At 41.6% G+C, this 16244-nt stretch carries 21 protein-coding genes; 13 read left to right on the top strand and 8 right to left on the bottom strand.

What is annotated here, in order from left to right; all coding sequences use genetic code 11:
* Positions 1 to 357: 357 nt before the first annotated feature.
* Complete coding sequence (locus EBB54_RS23655) at positions 358 to 795, top strand: sigma-70 RNA polymerase sigma factor region 4 domain-containing protein (protein WP_125129239.1); 438 nt, start codon at positions 358 to 360, stop codon at positions 793 to 795.
* Positions 795 to 983, top strand: coding sequence for a helix-turn-helix domain-containing protein (locus EBB54_RS23650; RefSeq protein WP_125129238.1), 189 nt, complete (start codon positions 795 to 797; stop codon positions 981 to 983). Before EBB54_RS23655 ends, EBB54_RS23650 begins: the two co-directional genes overlap by 1 nt.
* 431 nt (positions 984 to 1414) lie before the next feature.
* Here the strand turns inward: EBB54_RS23650 and EBB54_RS23645 are convergent, their stop codons facing one another.
* Positions 1415 to 2554 (bottom strand): ROK family protein, encoded by a 1140-nt coding sequence (locus EBB54_RS23645; RefSeq protein WP_162307189.1) that lies wholly within the window; start codon positions 2552 to 2554, stop codon positions 1415 to 1417.
* 438 nt (positions 2555 to 2992) lie between these two features.
* Here EBB54_RS23645 and EBB54_RS23640 point away from each other — a divergent pair, with 438 nt between their 5' ends.
* The 11 genes from EBB54_RS23640 (at position 2993) to EBB54_RS23590 (ending at position 11663) form a co-directional block, all read left to right on the top strand.
* On the top strand, positions 2993 to 4081 hold the full coding sequence (locus tag EBB54_RS23640; RefSeq protein WP_125129236.1) for an alcohol dehydrogenase catalytic domain-containing protein: 1089 nt from the start codon (positions 2993 to 2995) through the stop codon (positions 4079 to 4081).
* 29 nt (positions 4082 to 4110) lie between these two features.
* Positions 4111 to 5106, top strand: coding sequence for a dihydroxyacetone kinase subunit DhaK (locus tag EBB54_RS23635; protein WP_125130996.1), 996 nt, complete (start codon positions 4111 to 4113; stop codon positions 5104 to 5106).
* A gap of 9 nt (positions 5107 to 5115) precedes the next feature.
* Positions 5116 to 5757, top strand: a complete 642-nt coding sequence (gene dhaL, locus EBB54_RS23630) for a dihydroxyacetone kinase subunit DhaL (protein WP_125129235.1) — start codon at positions 5116 to 5118, stop codon at positions 5755 to 5757.
* 28 nt (positions 5758 to 5785) lie between these two features.
* A complete protein-coding gene (locus tag EBB54_RS23625; RefSeq protein ID WP_125129234.1) occupies positions 5786 to 7468 on the top strand; it encodes a purine-cytosine permease family protein in 1683 nt (560 codons plus the stop codon).
* A gap of 12 nt (positions 7469 to 7480) precedes the next feature.
* On the top strand, positions 7481 to 7924 hold the full coding sequence (locus EBB54_RS23620; RefSeq protein ID WP_125129233.1) for an RpiB/LacA/LacB family sugar-phosphate isomerase: 444 nt from the start codon (positions 7481 to 7483) through the stop codon (positions 7922 to 7924).
* 134 nt (positions 7925 to 8058) lie between these two features.
* Positions 8059 to 8487, top strand: a complete 429-nt coding sequence (locus EBB54_RS23615; protein WP_125129232.1) for a winged helix-turn-helix domain-containing protein — start codon at positions 8059 to 8061, stop codon at positions 8485 to 8487.
* 413 nt (positions 8488 to 8900) lie between these two features.
* Positions 8901 to 9563: a recombinase family protein gene (locus tag EBB54_RS23610; protein WP_125129231.1), complete on the top strand. Its 663-nt coding sequence runs from the start codon at positions 8901 to 8903 to the stop codon at positions 9561 to 9563.
* Positions 9564 to 9610: 47 nt separating this feature from the next.
* Entirely contained in the window at positions 9611 to 9832 is a 222-nt protein-coding gene (locus EBB54_RS23605; protein ID WP_125129230.1) for a DUF5348 domain-containing protein, read from the top strand.
* A 5-nt stretch (positions 9833 to 9837) separates the two neighbouring features.
* Positions 9838 to 10173 carry a hypothetical protein gene (locus tag EBB54_RS23600; protein ID WP_125129229.1) on the top strand — a complete coding sequence of 112 codons (336 nt, stop codon included), beginning with the start codon at positions 9838 to 9840 and terminating at the stop codon, positions 10171 to 10173.
* A 244-nt stretch (positions 10174 to 10417) separates the two neighbouring features.
* Entirely contained in the window at positions 10418 to 11056 is a 639-nt protein-coding gene (locus EBB54_RS23595) for a metallophosphoesterase (protein WP_125129228.1), read from the top strand.
* Positions 11031 to 11663 carry an SOS response-associated peptidase gene (locus EBB54_RS23590; protein ID WP_125129227.1) on the top strand — a complete coding sequence of 211 codons (633 nt, stop codon included), beginning with the start codon at positions 11031 to 11033 and terminating at the stop codon, positions 11661 to 11663. Before EBB54_RS23595 ends, EBB54_RS23590 begins: the two co-directional genes overlap by 26 nt.
* Before the next feature lie 75 nt (positions 11664 to 11738).
* On the opposite strand, the gene EBB54_RS23585 is transcribed toward EBB54_RS23590, so the two are convergent.
* From EBB54_RS23585 to EBB54_RS23555, 7 genes are all read right to left on the bottom strand, one after another.
* Positions 11739 to 11975, bottom strand: a complete 237-nt coding sequence (locus EBB54_RS23585) for a hypothetical protein (RefSeq protein ID WP_148099399.1) — start codon at positions 11973 to 11975, stop codon at positions 11739 to 11741.
* Positions 11976 to 12543: 568 nt separating this feature from the next.
* Positions 12544 to 12753: a hypothetical protein gene (locus EBB54_RS23580; RefSeq protein WP_125129225.1), complete on the bottom strand. Its 210-nt coding sequence runs from the start codon at positions 12751 to 12753 to the stop codon at positions 12544 to 12546.
* Positions 12754 to 12947: 194 nt separating this feature from the next.
* Positions 12948 to 13619 (bottom strand): YkgJ family cysteine cluster protein, encoded by a 672-nt coding sequence (locus EBB54_RS23575; protein ID WP_125129224.1) that lies wholly within the window; start codon positions 13617 to 13619, stop codon positions 12948 to 12950.
* Between the two features lie 42 nt (positions 13620 to 13661).
* Positions 13662 to 14366: a phosphoadenosine phosphosulfate reductase gene (locus EBB54_RS23570; RefSeq protein WP_125129223.1), complete on the bottom strand. Its 705-nt coding sequence runs from the start codon at positions 14364 to 14366 to the stop codon at positions 13662 to 13664.
* A gap of 225 nt (positions 14367 to 14591) precedes the next feature.
* Complete coding sequence (locus tag EBB54_RS23565) at positions 14592 to 15047, bottom strand: LPD11 domain-containing protein (RefSeq protein WP_125129222.1); 456 nt, start codon at positions 15045 to 15047, stop codon at positions 14592 to 14594.
* Entirely contained in the window at positions 15044 to 15778 is a 735-nt protein-coding gene (locus tag EBB54_RS23560; RefSeq protein ID WP_125129221.1) for a hypothetical protein, read from the bottom strand. Before EBB54_RS23560 ends, EBB54_RS23565 begins: the two co-directional genes overlap by 4 nt.
* 76 nt (positions 15779 to 15854) lie before the next feature.
* A complete protein-coding gene (locus tag EBB54_RS23555) occupies positions 15855 to 16238 on the bottom strand; it encodes a hypothetical protein (protein ID WP_125129220.1) in 384 nt (127 codons plus the stop codon).
* Positions 16239 to 16244 lie beyond the last annotated feature (6 nt).

The raw sequence follows: 16244 nt of genomic DNA, 5'->3' as shown, positions 1-16244 counted from the left end.
TGCGTTAAAACACCTGTTTTCGCGTATTATATTGCGTGTTTGATGCGTGACAGGCAGGAAAACAAGAAATTCAATTTTATATATGGCAGGAAAGGAAAATATGCAGTAAGTAGTTTGTTAAAAAAATCGTAACCGCATGGTGGGTGTATGAGACTTGCATAGATGCAGTATATCACGCAACAACGCTTCATATAATACATGAAATTCGATTACCTTTTTATGCTGTCAGACTGGTAATATGCCGGTTTGGCAGTATTTTTTATGTAGAAATAGAGTCTGCCATGGAATGTCATTGCCGTTCTCCACCCTTAGAAATCTTTGAAACAGATTGATTTTGGAGATTTTGGAGGGAAGAATATGAACGAATATGATTATACAGGAGATAAAACAAAGAATTACTTTACTGCATATCTGCAGAAATGTATCCGATGGAAGAGATGGAATTATCTGAAGAAAAAAGAAAAGATTGGCAGAGTAGAAAAGCCTTTAGAAGAATCTTTGGTGGATTTTAGTTCTTCGATAGACGAAATGATAGAATTACGTTATAGAGAAGAAATTCTTTCCAAAGAACGGGAAGGACAATATCCAGAATGGAATGAATTAGCAGACCAAAGGCTTACAGAAGCTCTTATGATGCTTCGAGAGGATGAAAGGCATTTCATTTACCAGCATGTTTTTGAGGAGAGAACTTTTAGAGAGATAGGTTGTATAAATGGAATTAAGGAAGATAAGATAAAGAATATCTATTATTATGCTATCTACAAGATTCGAAAATGGATGGGAGGTAAGAGCTGATGGAATTTGAAGAGATTTTGTTTCGGGCGAAACAGGGTGAAAAAGTGGCTATAAAACAGATACTGGAAATGATTCGTCCGATGCTGGTACGGAATGCATTGGTTGAAGGCGTTTTTGACGAAGATTTGTATCAGGAACTGATTTTAGAAACATTGAAATGTATTCGGTATTTTAGAAAACTAGAATAATAAAAAGAATTAGAGGATGAGTTTATCTGTCCTCTTGCAAATTTCGGACGAATAGCGAAGTCATTCCGCTTCAACGGAGTAATATTTCGGATGAACGGCGTTGCTTCTTAATTAGGAGATTATCATTCCTGATAGCCTGTCAAGGGTTCGTTGAAGCCACCTACGATACTCTTAACGGGCTATCAGGACATGGATTAGATAGTAGAGGCAATGTCTAAAATGCGCCGATTATAATGGACTAAGTACACCGTTAGTGCAAAATGCATACACCGTTTTACTAAAATTATAGTCCTCTAATTAAAATAAATAACTGATATATAATAGAGAGTCAAAAGCTCTCTGACAAATAAACCGTATATAAATTTTTAACCAATTTGATTCAAACAGCATGATATTGACATAAGCGGAAGGTTGTACTTAATAATTGATGTTCAAAAAGTAACGTTGTTCCCAAGTAAAGAGCGCAGATATTGTTTGATAAAATGTAAAGCAGCCCCCCTGCTGATTGGGGAATCTGGACAGCATGTAACTTTAATAAATTCACGCTCTGTTGGAAAGGCTGTATTATTCTGAACAAATTGGTGTAGCAGTTTGATGTCGCTGCCTTGCAGATATTTGGCAATTGTACCACCTAAAATGACAGGGCAGTCCATGAACATATGGAGGTTATTGATTGCAAGTGCCAGGTAATGCAGATATTCAAGCCAACGCTTTTTAATGTTTATGTCTCCTGTCCGGAGCATTTGAAAGAAGGACTCCAGTGTTTCCTCCTTATTAAAAAGCGCATTCGTGGAGCAATATGCATCAAGGCATCCACGGTTTCCACAGTAACAGGGCTTCCCACCGGGTACAATTGTCATATGCTCAAATACCCCGCTTTTTAATTCAGTGCCAACCAGAGATTCCCTGTTTACAATTATTGAACCACTCATATTGCTTCGGATATGAATGTAGATTGCATTATTTAACTGGGATGACTGCCACATTTCATCAGCGGTTGCTGCTTCTGCATCATGAAAAAACAGGCAAGGATATGGCAGATGATGGGAAAAAGATTCAATCCGAAGACCTGTACAATCTAAAATTTTCCCGTAAGTTATTTGTGTCCCATCAGTGGATATCAGACCCTGAAGCACGATTCCGACTCCGAGAATTCTGTCAGGGTCATTTGTGACAGATGCGATTAAAAGCTGTGCGGATTTACATACCAGCGTGTAATAGCTTTCGGTGTTCTCATAAGGAGAAATAAATTTTTCGAACTTTATTGTTTCTCCGTATAGATTCAGCGCGATGATTTCATAATGTTCAGCCAAAAGTTCGATGCCGATTGCAATCTTTGAATTTGGATTAAAGCGTAGGCTTGTGGCAGGACGTCCGCCAGTGGACTCTAATACTTCCCCCCGCAGGATCAGTTTCTGATCTTCAAATTCCTTTAGAATCTGAACGATCGTTGAACGACTTAATTGGAGTGTATCTTTGATAGATTTCTGTGTTGCGCTACGCTGTGTATAAATATAAGAAAGTACATTTTTACGGTTGATCTGTTTAATGTCAGTGTTGCTTTGAATCATAATCTTAATACCTCTTTTGTCTTTAATGGCTATTATTAAATACAACAGATTTGCATTGTTCAAATACATAAGTATACTGTGAGTCAATTTTAATTTCATTATAATAGATAGATTGGAAAAATGCAAATTCAAATTTGATTGTGAAAATATCACAAAAATTTAATGCTAAAACTGTAAAAAAGAGCAATTGACATAGAAATACATAAAGTATATACTTATGTACAATGAGAAGACAAAAGTGAAGAGAATTCAGACAATGAAGAATTCTCAAAAATTTAATGGAGGTGAGATTTAGACAATTTTTTTTACACACTTTTGTCTGATAAAAATACAAAAGAATACAAGAAAACAATCAGCATGTATTACGGAGTCAAAAATTGATATTAGGGCAATTCAATAATTAAAGAAAAATTGTGTGAAAATGAAAGGAGAAAAACAATGAACAATTTACCAGAGAAAATGAAAGCAATCGTTGCATATGAACCTGGAGATTATCGTCTGGAAGAAGTAGAGACGCCTCATGCAGGTGAAGGAGAGATGATATTAAAAGTAGAGGCCTGTGGAATCTGTGCCGGAGATGTAAAGGCATTTGGAGGGGCGGCAAGCTTCTGGGGACTGGACGGGCAGCCTAAGTACATTAAAGCGCCGATGATTCCCGGACATGAATTTGTCGGAACAGTTGTTGAGATGGGAAAAAATGTGAAAGGAAACTGGAAACTTGGTGACCGTATTTGTCCGGAGCAAATTGTTCCATGCGGAGAGTGTCGTTTTTGCAAAACCGGAAGACACTGGATGTGTGAAAAACATGATTTGTTTGGATTTCAGAATAATGTAAATGGCGGTATGGCAGAGTATGTTCGTTTGACGAAGGAAGCGATTCCTTATTTGGTTCCAGCAGATATGCCAATTGAAGACGCAGCATTGATTGAACCCTATGGATGCGCTTTCCATTGTGTTGAGCGTGCACAGATTACAACAAAAGATGTGGTAGTTCTTTCGGGAGCCGGAACTCTTGGTCTTGGTATGGTTGGAGCAATCCATCAGGCGAATCCGAGCCTCTTTATCGTGTTGGATATGAATGAAGCAAGGCTTAAAAAGGCAAAAGAATTTGGGGCAGATATTGTGATGAACCCGGCAAAACAGGACGTAGTTGCTAAGATTAAAGAGCTTACGGATGGATATGGATGTGATATTTATATTGAAGCGACGGGACATCCGTCAAGTGTTCAGCAGGGACTGGACGCAATCCGTAAGATGGGGCGGTTTGTCGAGTTTTCAGTGTTTGGACAGCCGGTAACGGTTGACTGGAGTATTATTTCAGACCGTAAGGAACTGGATCTTTTGGGAGCACACTTAAGTCCGTACTGTTATGATACTGTAATTGAATGGATTGGAAACGGAAAACTTCCAACAGAAGGAGTTGTTTCCCATAAATTCCCAATAGAGAAATGGAAAGAAGCATTTGAACTTGCAAAAACCGGAAAAGACGGTGCAATGAAGGTTGTACTTCTGCCGAATGCAGAGTAGATGAAAGGAGAGAAATTACCATGGCTCAGATTCCAAGAATTATGAATAATCCAGATGATATTGTAGATGAGATGTTAAACGGGTTTTTGAAGGCGCATGCTGATATTGTTGAAGCTACGGATAATAAACGTGTTGTGAAAGCAAAGAATATCCCGGCAGATAAGGTTGGTGTTGTAACAGGTGGAGGCTCAGGGCATAAGCCGGCATTTATCGGATATGTAGGAAAGAATCTCTGTGATGCTGCTGCGGTTGGGGAAATATGTTCTTCTCCTACAGCGGCAGCGTTCCTGGACAGTTTCAAAGCAGCTGATCAGGGGCAGGGAGTTGCCTGTCTGTATGGCAATTATTCGGGTGATAATATGAATGTGAAAATGGCAGTAAAGATGGCGAAAAAGCAGGGAATTACTGTAAAGACAGTGGTTGCAAATGATGATGTTGCTTCTGCACCTAAGGAACAGTGCGAAAAACGCCGCGGTGTTGCAGGGGAAGTTCTGATGTGGAAAGTCGGCGGCGCTAAGGCGGCTAAGGGTGGAAATCTTGATGAAGTAATTGCTGCTGCACAGAAGGCAATTGACAATACGCGCAGCGTTGGGATAGGTCTTGCGCCATGTACACTTCCGGCAGTCGGACATCCGAATTTTGAGATAAAGCCAGGCACGATGGAAGTTGGTATCGGACATCACGGAGAACCGGGAATTGCTGTATGTAAGCTTGAGAACGCCGCAGAAATGGCAAAAAGAATGGTTGACGTTGTTGTTCCAGATTATCCTTTTGAGGCAGGCGATGAGGTTGTCGCATTAGTTTCCGGTTTGGGCGCGACTCCTGTGATGGAGTTGTATGTATTGTATGATGAGATAGAGTGCCTGCTAAAAGAAAAAGGGATTCATGTATATCGCCCATATGTGGGGAATTATTTTACATCTATGGAAATGATGGGAGCAACATTGACGCTTATGAAACTGGACGATGAGTTAAAAGAGCTAATTGATACACCCGCTAACAGCATGGGCTTAAAGCAGAATTGAGGTGCAGAAATGAATACATTTAAAAATAAAGATGGAAAACAGATACTGATGGCAATGGTAAAAGGAATCCAGGCGAACAAAGAGTATCTGGGAGAGGTTGACGGTCTAATCGGAGACGGTGATCATGGTATGAACATGAACAAAGGTTTTACTCTGTTTGAGAGCCGTTTTGCAGATAAGGAATTTTCTTTTACGGAAGGCTTAGAGGAATTAGGAACAATCCTGTTTGCGGAGATTGGGGGTTCTATGGGGCCAATCTACGGGACGATTCTGAATGACGCGGCTTCTGCAGGAGAAGATGAGGAAGATATAGATGTGAAAGTATTGGCTGAAATGTTAAGAAGCGGGCTGGCCGGATTGCAAGAAATCGTACAGGCGCAGGTTGGGGATAAGACATTGGTGGATACTTTGGAGCCTGCAGTAAAGTCTCTTGAAGAAAGTGCAGTTTTGGGAGAAGAATTTTCTTTAGCGCTTAATAAGATGAAAGAAGCTGCTACTGACGGAAGGGATTCCACGAAGGATATGGTTGCAAAATTCGGAAGATCCAGCCGGTTGGGCGAGCGTTCTAAGGGCGTACTGGATGCAGGAGCAACTTCATGTTGCATTATTCTGACGGCGATGGCAGATGCTATGATAGAACTGCTTTCATAGTGAAAATTTTGCGGGGAAGGGAATTCATATGACAAAAAATATAATGGACAGAGTACGCTCTACGCCACGGCCGGATTGGCCGGTGGCGGATAAAGAGCAGAATGGGATAGGAAGTTTTATTGGATTATACGGCGGAGAACATATTGCTGCGACAGAGTTTGTGATTGGAGCAACACTTGTCCAATACGGATGTACAGCAAGTGATATACTGATAGGTTTATTTATCGGAAATTTTCTGGCGGTTCTTTGCTTTACGTTTTTTTGTGCAAAAATTGCAACAGACACAAGACTGACCTTATACAGTTATCTGGGGCGGGTTTTTGGAAATAAGCTGCAAAAAGTATATAATATCGTACTTGGACTGGGACTGGCAGCATTAGCTGCCGCCGGCATCAGTATTTCGGGAACGGCAGTTCGTCGGGTATTCAATGTACCGATACAGCTTAACTGGTATCCTACCAGTATTAAATTTGTTCTTATCGTCATTGCTATAGGCACAGTTATTACGCTAATTGTGGCAAAAGGCTTTGAAGGAGTATCAAAATTTGCAACAACCTGTGTTCCGTGGATGATCGGCTTATTCTTTGTGGGTCTGTTGATTACACTGCCACAGTTAATTGAAGCAACAGGGGGAGGAGGAATCCATTCTCCATCAGATTTTCTGAATTTACTGAATATGCATGTGTGGAATGGAGAAAGTGAGACCGGGCAAAATTTAGGAGTATTCCATGTAATTGGATTTGCGTGGACCTGCAATCTTGCATGGCACATTGGATTAAATGATATGCCGATGCTGCGCTACGCGAAAAACTATAAATATGGATATGCTTCTGCTGTCGGTATGTATATCGGTCATTTCTGTGCATGGATTATTGCTGGTGTATTTGGAGCAACAGCAGCTATTATTTTGAACACTCCTCTTACATTGCTGGATCCAGGAGAAGTAACATTCACACTTCTTGGATATACAGGATTGGTTGCAGTTATTATAGCAGGCTGGACAACGGCAAACCCTACGATTTACCGCATTGTATTGTCCTTTAATGTGGTTTTTAACAAAATCAGCCAGAAAAGTATGACCTACATAATTGGTGTGATTATTACAATCGCGGCATGTTTTCCCTATGTTCAGAAGGCAGACGCTATTCTTGTATACCTTGGGATGGCAGTGGAAGGTGCGGGCGTCATCTGTATCACGGAACACTTTATATTCCCTAAGATTGGATATACAAGATACTGGAATGAATATAAAAAACAAGATGTTAACTGGGCTGCAGCTGCGGCATGGGGTATCTCTATTATATTCTCGTTCGCTCTTGTGCTGACAGGTATCATTCATCGTAATCTGATTCTGTTGCCTGCATTCGTGTTGACAATGGTTCTGTATCTTGTTTTTGCAGGCATGGCGGGAGCGAAAGAGAAGTATGTGGAAGAAGAAAAAGAAGAAGATGAGTATCGCACGGAGCTTCAGAAATATGCAAACGAAATGCATCAGGATGATATTCCATTTACAGTAACAGGAATTGCAAAAATTTTAAAGATTGCGGCATTTGTTATCTTGGGAGTATTTCTGATATGTGGAATTCTATGTGGAATGGGAAGAGTTGATTTGGAGATATATAAGATATTATCGTTGATATTGTCATTGGCATATTTCGGATGTAATGGAACTGCGCTGGTTATTTCACTTAAAAAGACAACGATAGCGTAAGGAGGAAAAATAATGAGAATTGCGGTAGGATGCGACCCGAACGCAGAAGAATTTAAGCAGGAAATGATTCAATATGTGAAAGAACTCGGACATGAGGTAAAGGATTTTGGCTCAAAGGATACTGTGTATGCGCATGTGGCTCAACAAGTAGCAGAGAAAGTTGCAGCTAAAGAATTTGATAGAGGTATACTTTTTTGCGGCACAGGAATAGGTGTTATGCTTGCGGCAAATAAAGTCAAAGGAGCTTATGCAGCAAATGTCTTGAATGTTTATTCCGCAAAACGGGCGTGTTTGTCCAACAATTGTAATATTATAACGCTTGGGAGTCAGGTGACAGGTAATATGCTTGCAAAGGAATTAATAGAAGCATATTTGGGATGTACTTATGAAAATAACGAACGGTCGGGCAAAAAAGTTTCTGCATATGTAGAATATGAACAAAATCATTTTAAATAATATGTATAGGCAGCCAGTAATATTTGCATAATGTATCTTTTCCTATTGTTTGGATCGGTTTGATGTTTGTATTAGATCGATCCTTTTTTAATGTGGATATCCAATGAAATTCCAAGGAAGGATATGTATTAGATATGAGAGACGTAATAAAGGTATTAATAATTATCGGAAACAGTGAGATTTTACATGAGATGATAACATTTTTGAAAGAAAAATCACAATACCAAAGCATGAATTTATCAATGCCTTCAAATATACTTTCTTTTTCTGGTTTAGAGATTCACTTGCGCGAGCAAACGGTATACTTACATCATAAATCAGTACCTATGACATACTATGAATTTAAGGCACTTTGTTTTTTTGTACAACATCCTAAATGGGTATTAACAAAGAAACAAATTTATGAAGCAGTTTATCATTGTGGAATACTAGAAGATATAGATAATATTGTCTATTGTCTTATTCATAATTTGCGGAATAAAATTGAGATAGACCCTCGACATCCGGAATACATACATACTGTTAGAGGTATAGGATATAAATTTGAAGTAAAAAAGAAATAAGTGCAAATTTCGGACGAACGGCGTAGCCATTTCGCTAAGGGCGGCGTAACAGTCGCTCCGTTTTCCGAAATTTGTAAAATAAGTGTTGCGTTTTTACTTTTATGTCTGTATGAGATAAAATATATTTCAAAAAGTACACTTTTTGGCATAGCAGAAAACAGGTGGAAATCCTGTACCAAAATGTATACATGACGGCTTTTGGCATATATGGGAGAAAGTGTGGACATTTTGGTATAAATTATGGAGACGGTTTCCATTTTATAAGAATAAAAAAAATGAAGAATCCCGGAGGAGTAATCTTCCGGGGCTTTTTTGACTTAGAAGGTTGCGTTTAGTGCTGTCTGCCGTACAGAACTGGTAGAAATATATGAAGAAGCACGGTTTGGTATGGTGCTTTATGGGGAGGCGGAAGAATGGCTACATACGGATATCATCGGACCAGTACACGGGATCAACATCTTGACAGAGGGATTCATGAGATTCAAATATTTTGCAAGGAGCACGATTTGGAACTGGAAAATATCTTTACGGACCAGCAGACGGGTAAAAACTTTAATAGGCCGAGATACACGGTTCTTGTGGAAGATGTTCTCCGGGAGGGGGATATTCTTCTTGTGACAGAACTGGATCGGTTAGGCAGGAATAAACGAGACACTATGGAGCAGATTCGGAAATTACAGAGCAGGGATGTCCGGCTGATGGTACTGGAACTCCCGACAACACTGATGGATTTGTCTAAGATGGATAACTCCATGGCACGTCTGATGATGGAGACGATCAATAACATGATGCTGGAGCTTTACGCATCCATCAGCGAATCCGAAATCCAGAAGAAGGAAAAACGCCAACGTGAAGGTATCGCCATGAAGAAGCTCCGGGGAGAATGGGATGATTACGGGCGGCCGCCGGCAATCAAAGAAGAGGAATTTGCCAAGGCATACCAGAGAGTAACTGCAGGTGAAATCACACAGGCTGACTTGAAGCGTGAGCTGGGCTTATCTCACACTACTTTTTACCGCTACCGGAGAAAATATTTTGAAAAAAATGCAGAAATTTTCCAATCTCAGAAAAAATGACACTATTACTTATATGAAAGATAAATTTTAGAGGAGGTAATAGCGTTATGAGTGAAAAAAGAGAAGGAGCATTGTTCTATGATAAAGAAAGCGGACGGTATGATATCCGGTTCGGTCTGGATTCGTATTACGGCGGGCTGCACTGTGGGGACTGCTTTGACCTGAAGGTGGACAATGCCTGGGTTCCGACCAGGATTGAGATGGGTGACGAATGGTATCTGGTTGGACTGCCTCGAATGAGCCTTGACGGACTGATTGTACGGATGTAAGAGAGATGGCCAGGATTTGTGAGATGAAGAGGTCAATGGATCAGGTACTTATGAGGTTTGAGGCAGATTATGACGTTGTGCTGGAGTGTATTCAGGAGGTATATGGTTTGGAAGGCGATAACCTGCGGCTTGGAAAGGACTTTCGCAAGACTATGGCGCTTCCCTTTTTGAAGATGCTAGAGAGGCACTGCGGCGGCATCCAGATGGAGAACTTACATAAAGTATTGTGGGAAGTCTATCAGGAGAGTACGGGAAGAAAGGATTTTCTGGAAAAAGCAGACATCCTTCTGAAGCCATATTGCAGGGAAATATCATCGTCAGAACAAAATGCATGCGTTTGATTGTGTTGCTTTTTATGAGCGTAGGTTTGCAAAAGAAAAATTCCGGCCAGGGTTAATACTCTGCCGGGATTTTTACTTGCCATAGCATACGTAGGAAGCTGCCAGTGGCGGGTTCTGTAGTTGGGATAATCTGTAGTTGATTTTCCTGGCCTGATTACATACAATATGATTATTAATTACGAATGATAAACAGCCAGCAATCAAAATAAATTGCTAGGATTACAAGATAAGCAGGTGAGATAGATTGAGATATTATATTGCAGACCCACATTTCTTCCATGGGAACCTGAATACAAAGATGGATTACCGTGGATTTGCGGATGTGGAGGAAATGAATGCATATATGTTGCAGAGATGGAATGAAAAGGTACGGAAGAATGACGAGGTGGTGATTCTGGGTGACCTGTCATGGGGAAAGGCGGAAGAAACCAATGAACTGCTAGGGAAGCTGAATGGACGTCTCTACCTAATCCAGGGGAACCATGACCGGTTCCTGAAGAATAAGGATTATAATGCCAGCCGTTTTGTGTGGATCAAACCTTATGAGGAACTGCAGGATAACAAACGGAAGGTCATTCTCTGCCACTATCCTATCATATGTTATAACGGGCAGTATCGTCTGGACGGAAATGGGAATCCTAAAGTATATATGCTTTATGGCCATGTGCATGATACCTATGACCAGCGGCTGATTGAACAATTCCAGGAAATAACAAGGGGCAGTATCCGTAAAAATCCGGACGGGGAGAAACGGGCAATTCCGTCGAATATGATTAATTGTTTCTGCATGTATTCGGACTATACCCCACTCACGCTGGATGAATGGATACGCTGCGACAGGAAAAGGAGAGAAAATTATGTGCGGACGGTTCTATGTAGATGAGGGGACAGCCAAAGAGATTGAACGGGTGATCCGCGGCGTAGATCTGCGGATACAGAAAATGCGTACAGGGGATATTTACCCCTCCCAGCCTGCCGGTATTCTGACTTGCCACAGCCGGCAGAAAAATCCGTTATTGGCAGGTTCTGCAGCGGAAAATTCACCGGCATTGGAACTGAATGAAATGCACTGGGGATTCCTGCAGTATCAGAAAAAAGGACTGCTGATTAATGCCAGAGCAGAGACGGCACTGGAACGGAGGACATTTCGTGAAAGCGTATTGCACAGGCGCTGTGTGATTCCGGCCAGGCATTTTTATGAGTGGGATTCAGATAAGAATAAGGTGATATTTTTCAGAGAAGACAGGCCGGTTTTATTTATGGCAGGATTCTATAACCGGTTTCAGGATGGGGCGCGTTTTATTATTCTTACGACAGAGGCGAACGCTTCTGTAGGTCCTGTTCATAATCGTATGCCGCTGGTTTTGGATGAGGGTGAATTGGAGGACTGGGTTTATGATGACAAATTTACGGAGTATGCGCTTCATAAGACTCCGCCAGAGCTTTGGCGGGAACAGGAATATGAGCAGCAGAGCTTGTTCCTGACATGAAAAAACCATCTGGTGATTATGGTAATCTTATCACCAGATGGCACAGAAATTCAGTCTATTTTGTTTCCCTGCTGTTTATATTGTCTGAGGATTCGCAAGTTGCTCTACTTCTGCCACGCTAAGGGCTGAGTATTCCGCAATCTCCTCAACTGTCAGCTTTCCCATTTTCAGCATCCTAAGTGCTATTTCTTTTTTGCATTCACTGATGCCGTGACTAATGCCTCGGTTTAAAATAGCTCTTGCTTCTGTTTGAATCAATGGTCCTCTCATTGTATCTCCTTCATTTTTTATATTGTTTTCTGCAGTTTTCAATCACTTCTGGGATATCGCCATGAATACTGCCCTCTGCTATCCCACTACTGCTCTTTCATCCTTCAATATAGCAGGCAGGAACATAAGCTTATTCCCAGTATTTTATTGGAAGGATTCAATGTCTTCTATATTTGTTAGAATGAGTTACATAGCCAAAACAGAAATTTGCGTAACCTTATTTGCTTGTCGCTGTTTTATATTGTCTGAAGATTCGCAAGCTGTTCCACTTCTGCCACACTAAGGGCAGAGTATTCCGCAATCTCCTCGACCGTCAGCTTTCCCGCTTTCAGCATCCTAAGTGCCGTTTCTTTTTTGTTTCACTAATGCCCTGGCTAATGCCTTGACTTATTCCCCGGTTTAAAATAGTTCTTGCTTCTGTTTGAATCAATAATCCTCTCATCATAGCACCTTTTCTACGCTCCGCTTCGGTCCGCGCAGTGCAGAGGTTCACTGAACCTCTTGCGCCCTTTCTGCAAGTTTTCATACTTTCGTGCGATTTCATTGAGCACATCACTTGAAAGCTCTAGGATTGAACTGATTGTATATGGTGCGAAAAAGGAAGAAGGTACTAAAATCCAAACATTTTCCTTATTTCTGCATCGGAAGGTTCGGTTTCTTCGGGTTCATATTTTTCGGCAGTACAGTCTCCAGAACCACCGTTATCAAACTGTTCTAAAAATTTGAGGGTTCTAGTAACGCCTAATGCAGTTTTTAAAGCATTTATTCCATTTTTTCGTAATTCTGTGGTATTTGTAACATTTAACCTTGTTGCTATCATTAATATAATACCTCCAACAACCATTCATTAGGATTCATAACCTTTGTATAAGTCGCAATCCGATGGTACTTTCAATTATCTGGAGTCCCCTTTCTCTCAGTGTATCTATTATAGTCTATTTATAATAGTTTTACAAGCATGGTAACTATTTCTCTTATGTCTGAAGCCAGAGGAAGCTACAGCTTTTCCCTTGATTATGAAATCATTGCCTCTAAGGAAGCAATTAGTTCTCTATTATTTCGTTCGTATTGTTCCTGAAACGGCTGATCCAGGTCAAAGTCTGTGTATTTATATTGCAGAAAAAAGAACAATGCCCTGTGCTTGTGAGTCTCTGGTATCTGCCTGAGCAGCCGCGCAATCTCTGGTACTGCCGAAATGTCTGCATTGACATATGCCCGATCTTCCTGTGTAAAATACTGGTTCATCCAGTCCCGTGCTTTGAATTTCCTGCCTGTAAAATGGTGGCTCTTCTCCATACTGAGATAGTACTGAAAAGAGGAAGAATCATCCGGCTCCGCTACCAATGGATAAGTACGGCAGGCCCGCGGTTTTGCGGCCTGGATCGTACATCGGTTATCCTTTAGGAAAATGCAGGCATCGTCTGAGCCGACTGTCTTTAGTGTGTAGATAAAGTAACCACACTCATGAATCGGAACCGGCTCTGCATACAGGGACAGTAAATGTTCTATGGAATCAAGAGATTTGTCCTGGCTTTGCAGGAACCTGGCGATCCGGTAGACATCCAGGCTCTCCAGCGGGACGCTGTCCTTTACATTGCGGCAGCATGCGCCGCAATGGTGACATTCAAAGTGTATCCGTTCATTCCACGCAATGGGAGTGACGTTTTCCATTAATGATTTTTTCATTTTGTTTTTCCTTTCGTATTTTTCGTGAGATTGTTTCTTTGCTTACATTGTTAATAACTGGCAGGAGATGGTGCAGTCCTCCATGATCTCCATGTTCATATTTCCACGGTCTGGTTCCAGCTCATCTAAAAATATCCCTTTGATGCAGCTATGTCCGATCAACCGTTCCTGTTTTGCCCGCCGTTCAAAGACTTCCGGGAAATCAACGCGGATCTTATTCCAGTAGCCCATGCCGCCTTTGACGCATCCGATACAGTTATTGTTCGGATAGCCCAGGTCATACATAACCGGCCGCTTTAACCCCAGTTTGTCCGCAATGCCGTGGCACTCCTCTTTCGAAAGATAATTGTCAATCAGCGGGAACTCATGGTCATAGTCGCTCATGGTCTCTGAGAGTTTTTCCGCCCTTGCCTTTTCGTTTACATCAAATCCCCATACATAAGTGTGATGTTCATAATGCTTCTGTTCCCAGTCCCTGCGGACCTGTTTCTTCAGCCATTTTGTACAGGGTGCGCCGTAGGCGGTATTGATGCATCTTGTCCGTTCTATGACATCATCAACGCTGTCATATTTATCCGATTGCAGAATGTGGATTTTCCGTCCGAGCAGCTTTTCACAGTCATGTAAAAAGCGCAGACTGTCCTCGTGCTGGTTGGCAACATGGGTATAAATGATCTCATCTACATCCTTTGCCAGATAGCACGCCACAAAGCTTGAAATTCCACAACTGAACCAACATATTTTCATACCAACCACTTACCATGCGGCAAATGGCTACCAGCCTGTCCTCCCATGCTACTTGCAGAGCTTTCACGCTGTTATGGCTGGTTTTATGTATTTCTTTAGCAACCTGAATACAACCGGTTTCACCGGATAGGTATTACTCCCTTCTGTAAATTTTTAATAACATTATTTTTCCTTTCCTATATGCAGGTATTAAAGTGAGCCATTCCGGATGGAATGGCTCTTGTTTTAAGCCCCAGTACACATTGCTTTTTCATATTCAAGAATCTGATCCCATGTTAGCCATTTGGGTTTTTCTCCGTCTGGGAAATTAAGCCACATCTTTTTCATGGATTCTATGTGTTCACGCTCATCTTTTGATGATAAGACATCAGGATTCCGGTTGCCGTATCCAAGGTAATAGTCGCAATCGCATCTGTATCTGTCCAGCATTTGATATTGAAATCTTTTATCCTCGTCAATCTGTTTTTCATTGGATAAAATGATAAATGGTCTCCGAATCGGCAGATCCGGCTCGCCGTCAAATGCATTATATAGTGCAGAACATAGCTTTGGGTTGTTACGGCCTAATGTAATATCCTTCCATAAATGCCCATACTGGTCTTCATAGACTGGACGTGACCACGAGTCCGTACCAATCGGTTTCAGTTTTAAAGTGTTATTCTTATTTTCTGGTGTATTCATATAGATTTCCCCTTCATTGAATGAATGTCTTTGAAAAAGCTTAAAGCATCAAAAAATCCCTGCTGATAAGCAACCCGCCCATATTCGGAACCGCTTGCATTGCTTTCTTCCAGGGCATCGTCAATCAGATTCCATTGTTCAGGCGTGAACATATCTTCTGACAGTCTGCCGGCCTTTTCTTTGGCTTTCTGCTTTGAATTCTGGTATCTCCTGTCTTTTCTAAGGGTATTCTCCAAAGCGGTATCCAGCCTGTTTCGGATGATCTGCTGCAGGACCGAGTGCCGGAACTCCGATGCCATATCGGTATCTGCATCTGCGTCAGATTCGGTATCTGCATCTACAGTAGATTCGGCATTCAGATCTACATCTGATTTGGTATCTGGATTTTGTTCTTCCTGTGTCCTATGGTTATCCGAAGCCATACGATATCCGTCCTGGTCTCTTTCCCGCCAGATATTTTGGAACAGATCGGCGATTAACAGGATTCCAGCCTGCAGCCCCAGTTCCATGTACACGCTGGCATGTTCATTTGCCAGCTCATTTGCAGCAGACAGCAGAATCGAAGCCCCATCCTCATCATATTGTTTGGCAACTTTCTCGTAAGTCAGATCCGCATTATCCAGACGTGTCTCGTAACTACGGTCATCCCGGTCTGGAACCATGCCGTATAACAGGTAATCTGCAATTCCTTTTACCGTTGCCCTCTCAAATATTTTCTCTGCAAATTTCATAATTTTTCCCTTCCGAAAAGAAAGGTATGGCATCAAGCCATACCTTCCCATTCTCTTATCTAATGATTCTCTTTGCTTATTCTTTTCGTAATCCATACAGTAAATATGCCACGCCTTTCGGATGGCGGTCATCAAACCAGTGCCAGAGTTCTGTCCGTGTGATTCCGGCCGGAAATGAGATCCCCTGCAGTGTAAATGGTTCTGCAAAGAATTCGTCTCCGGCGTCCGGGACTTCCAAAGGTATATCAGAAAGCTCCTTCCACATGGCTTCTACCACCCGTCTGCACAGACCGGATTCCTGATCATAGTCACAGCCGTCACGGTTTACACATTCACTGCAGAGCAGTAAGCGCTTGCCGCAGGAAGGGCAGTTTGTCAGATACCCTTGTGACGCTGTATCCCATAAGACCGAGACCTCCGCATTGCAGTGCGGGCATAGTTCATAAATCTTTTCTTTCATGGCTGT

The organism is Schaedlerella arabinosiphila (assembly GCF_003885045.1).
GTDB classification, from domain to species: domain Bacteria; phylum Bacillota; class Clostridia; order Lachnospirales; family Lachnospiraceae; genus Schaedlerella; species Schaedlerella arabinosiphila.
This window is presented reverse-complemented; position numbering and strand designations above follow the sequence as displayed.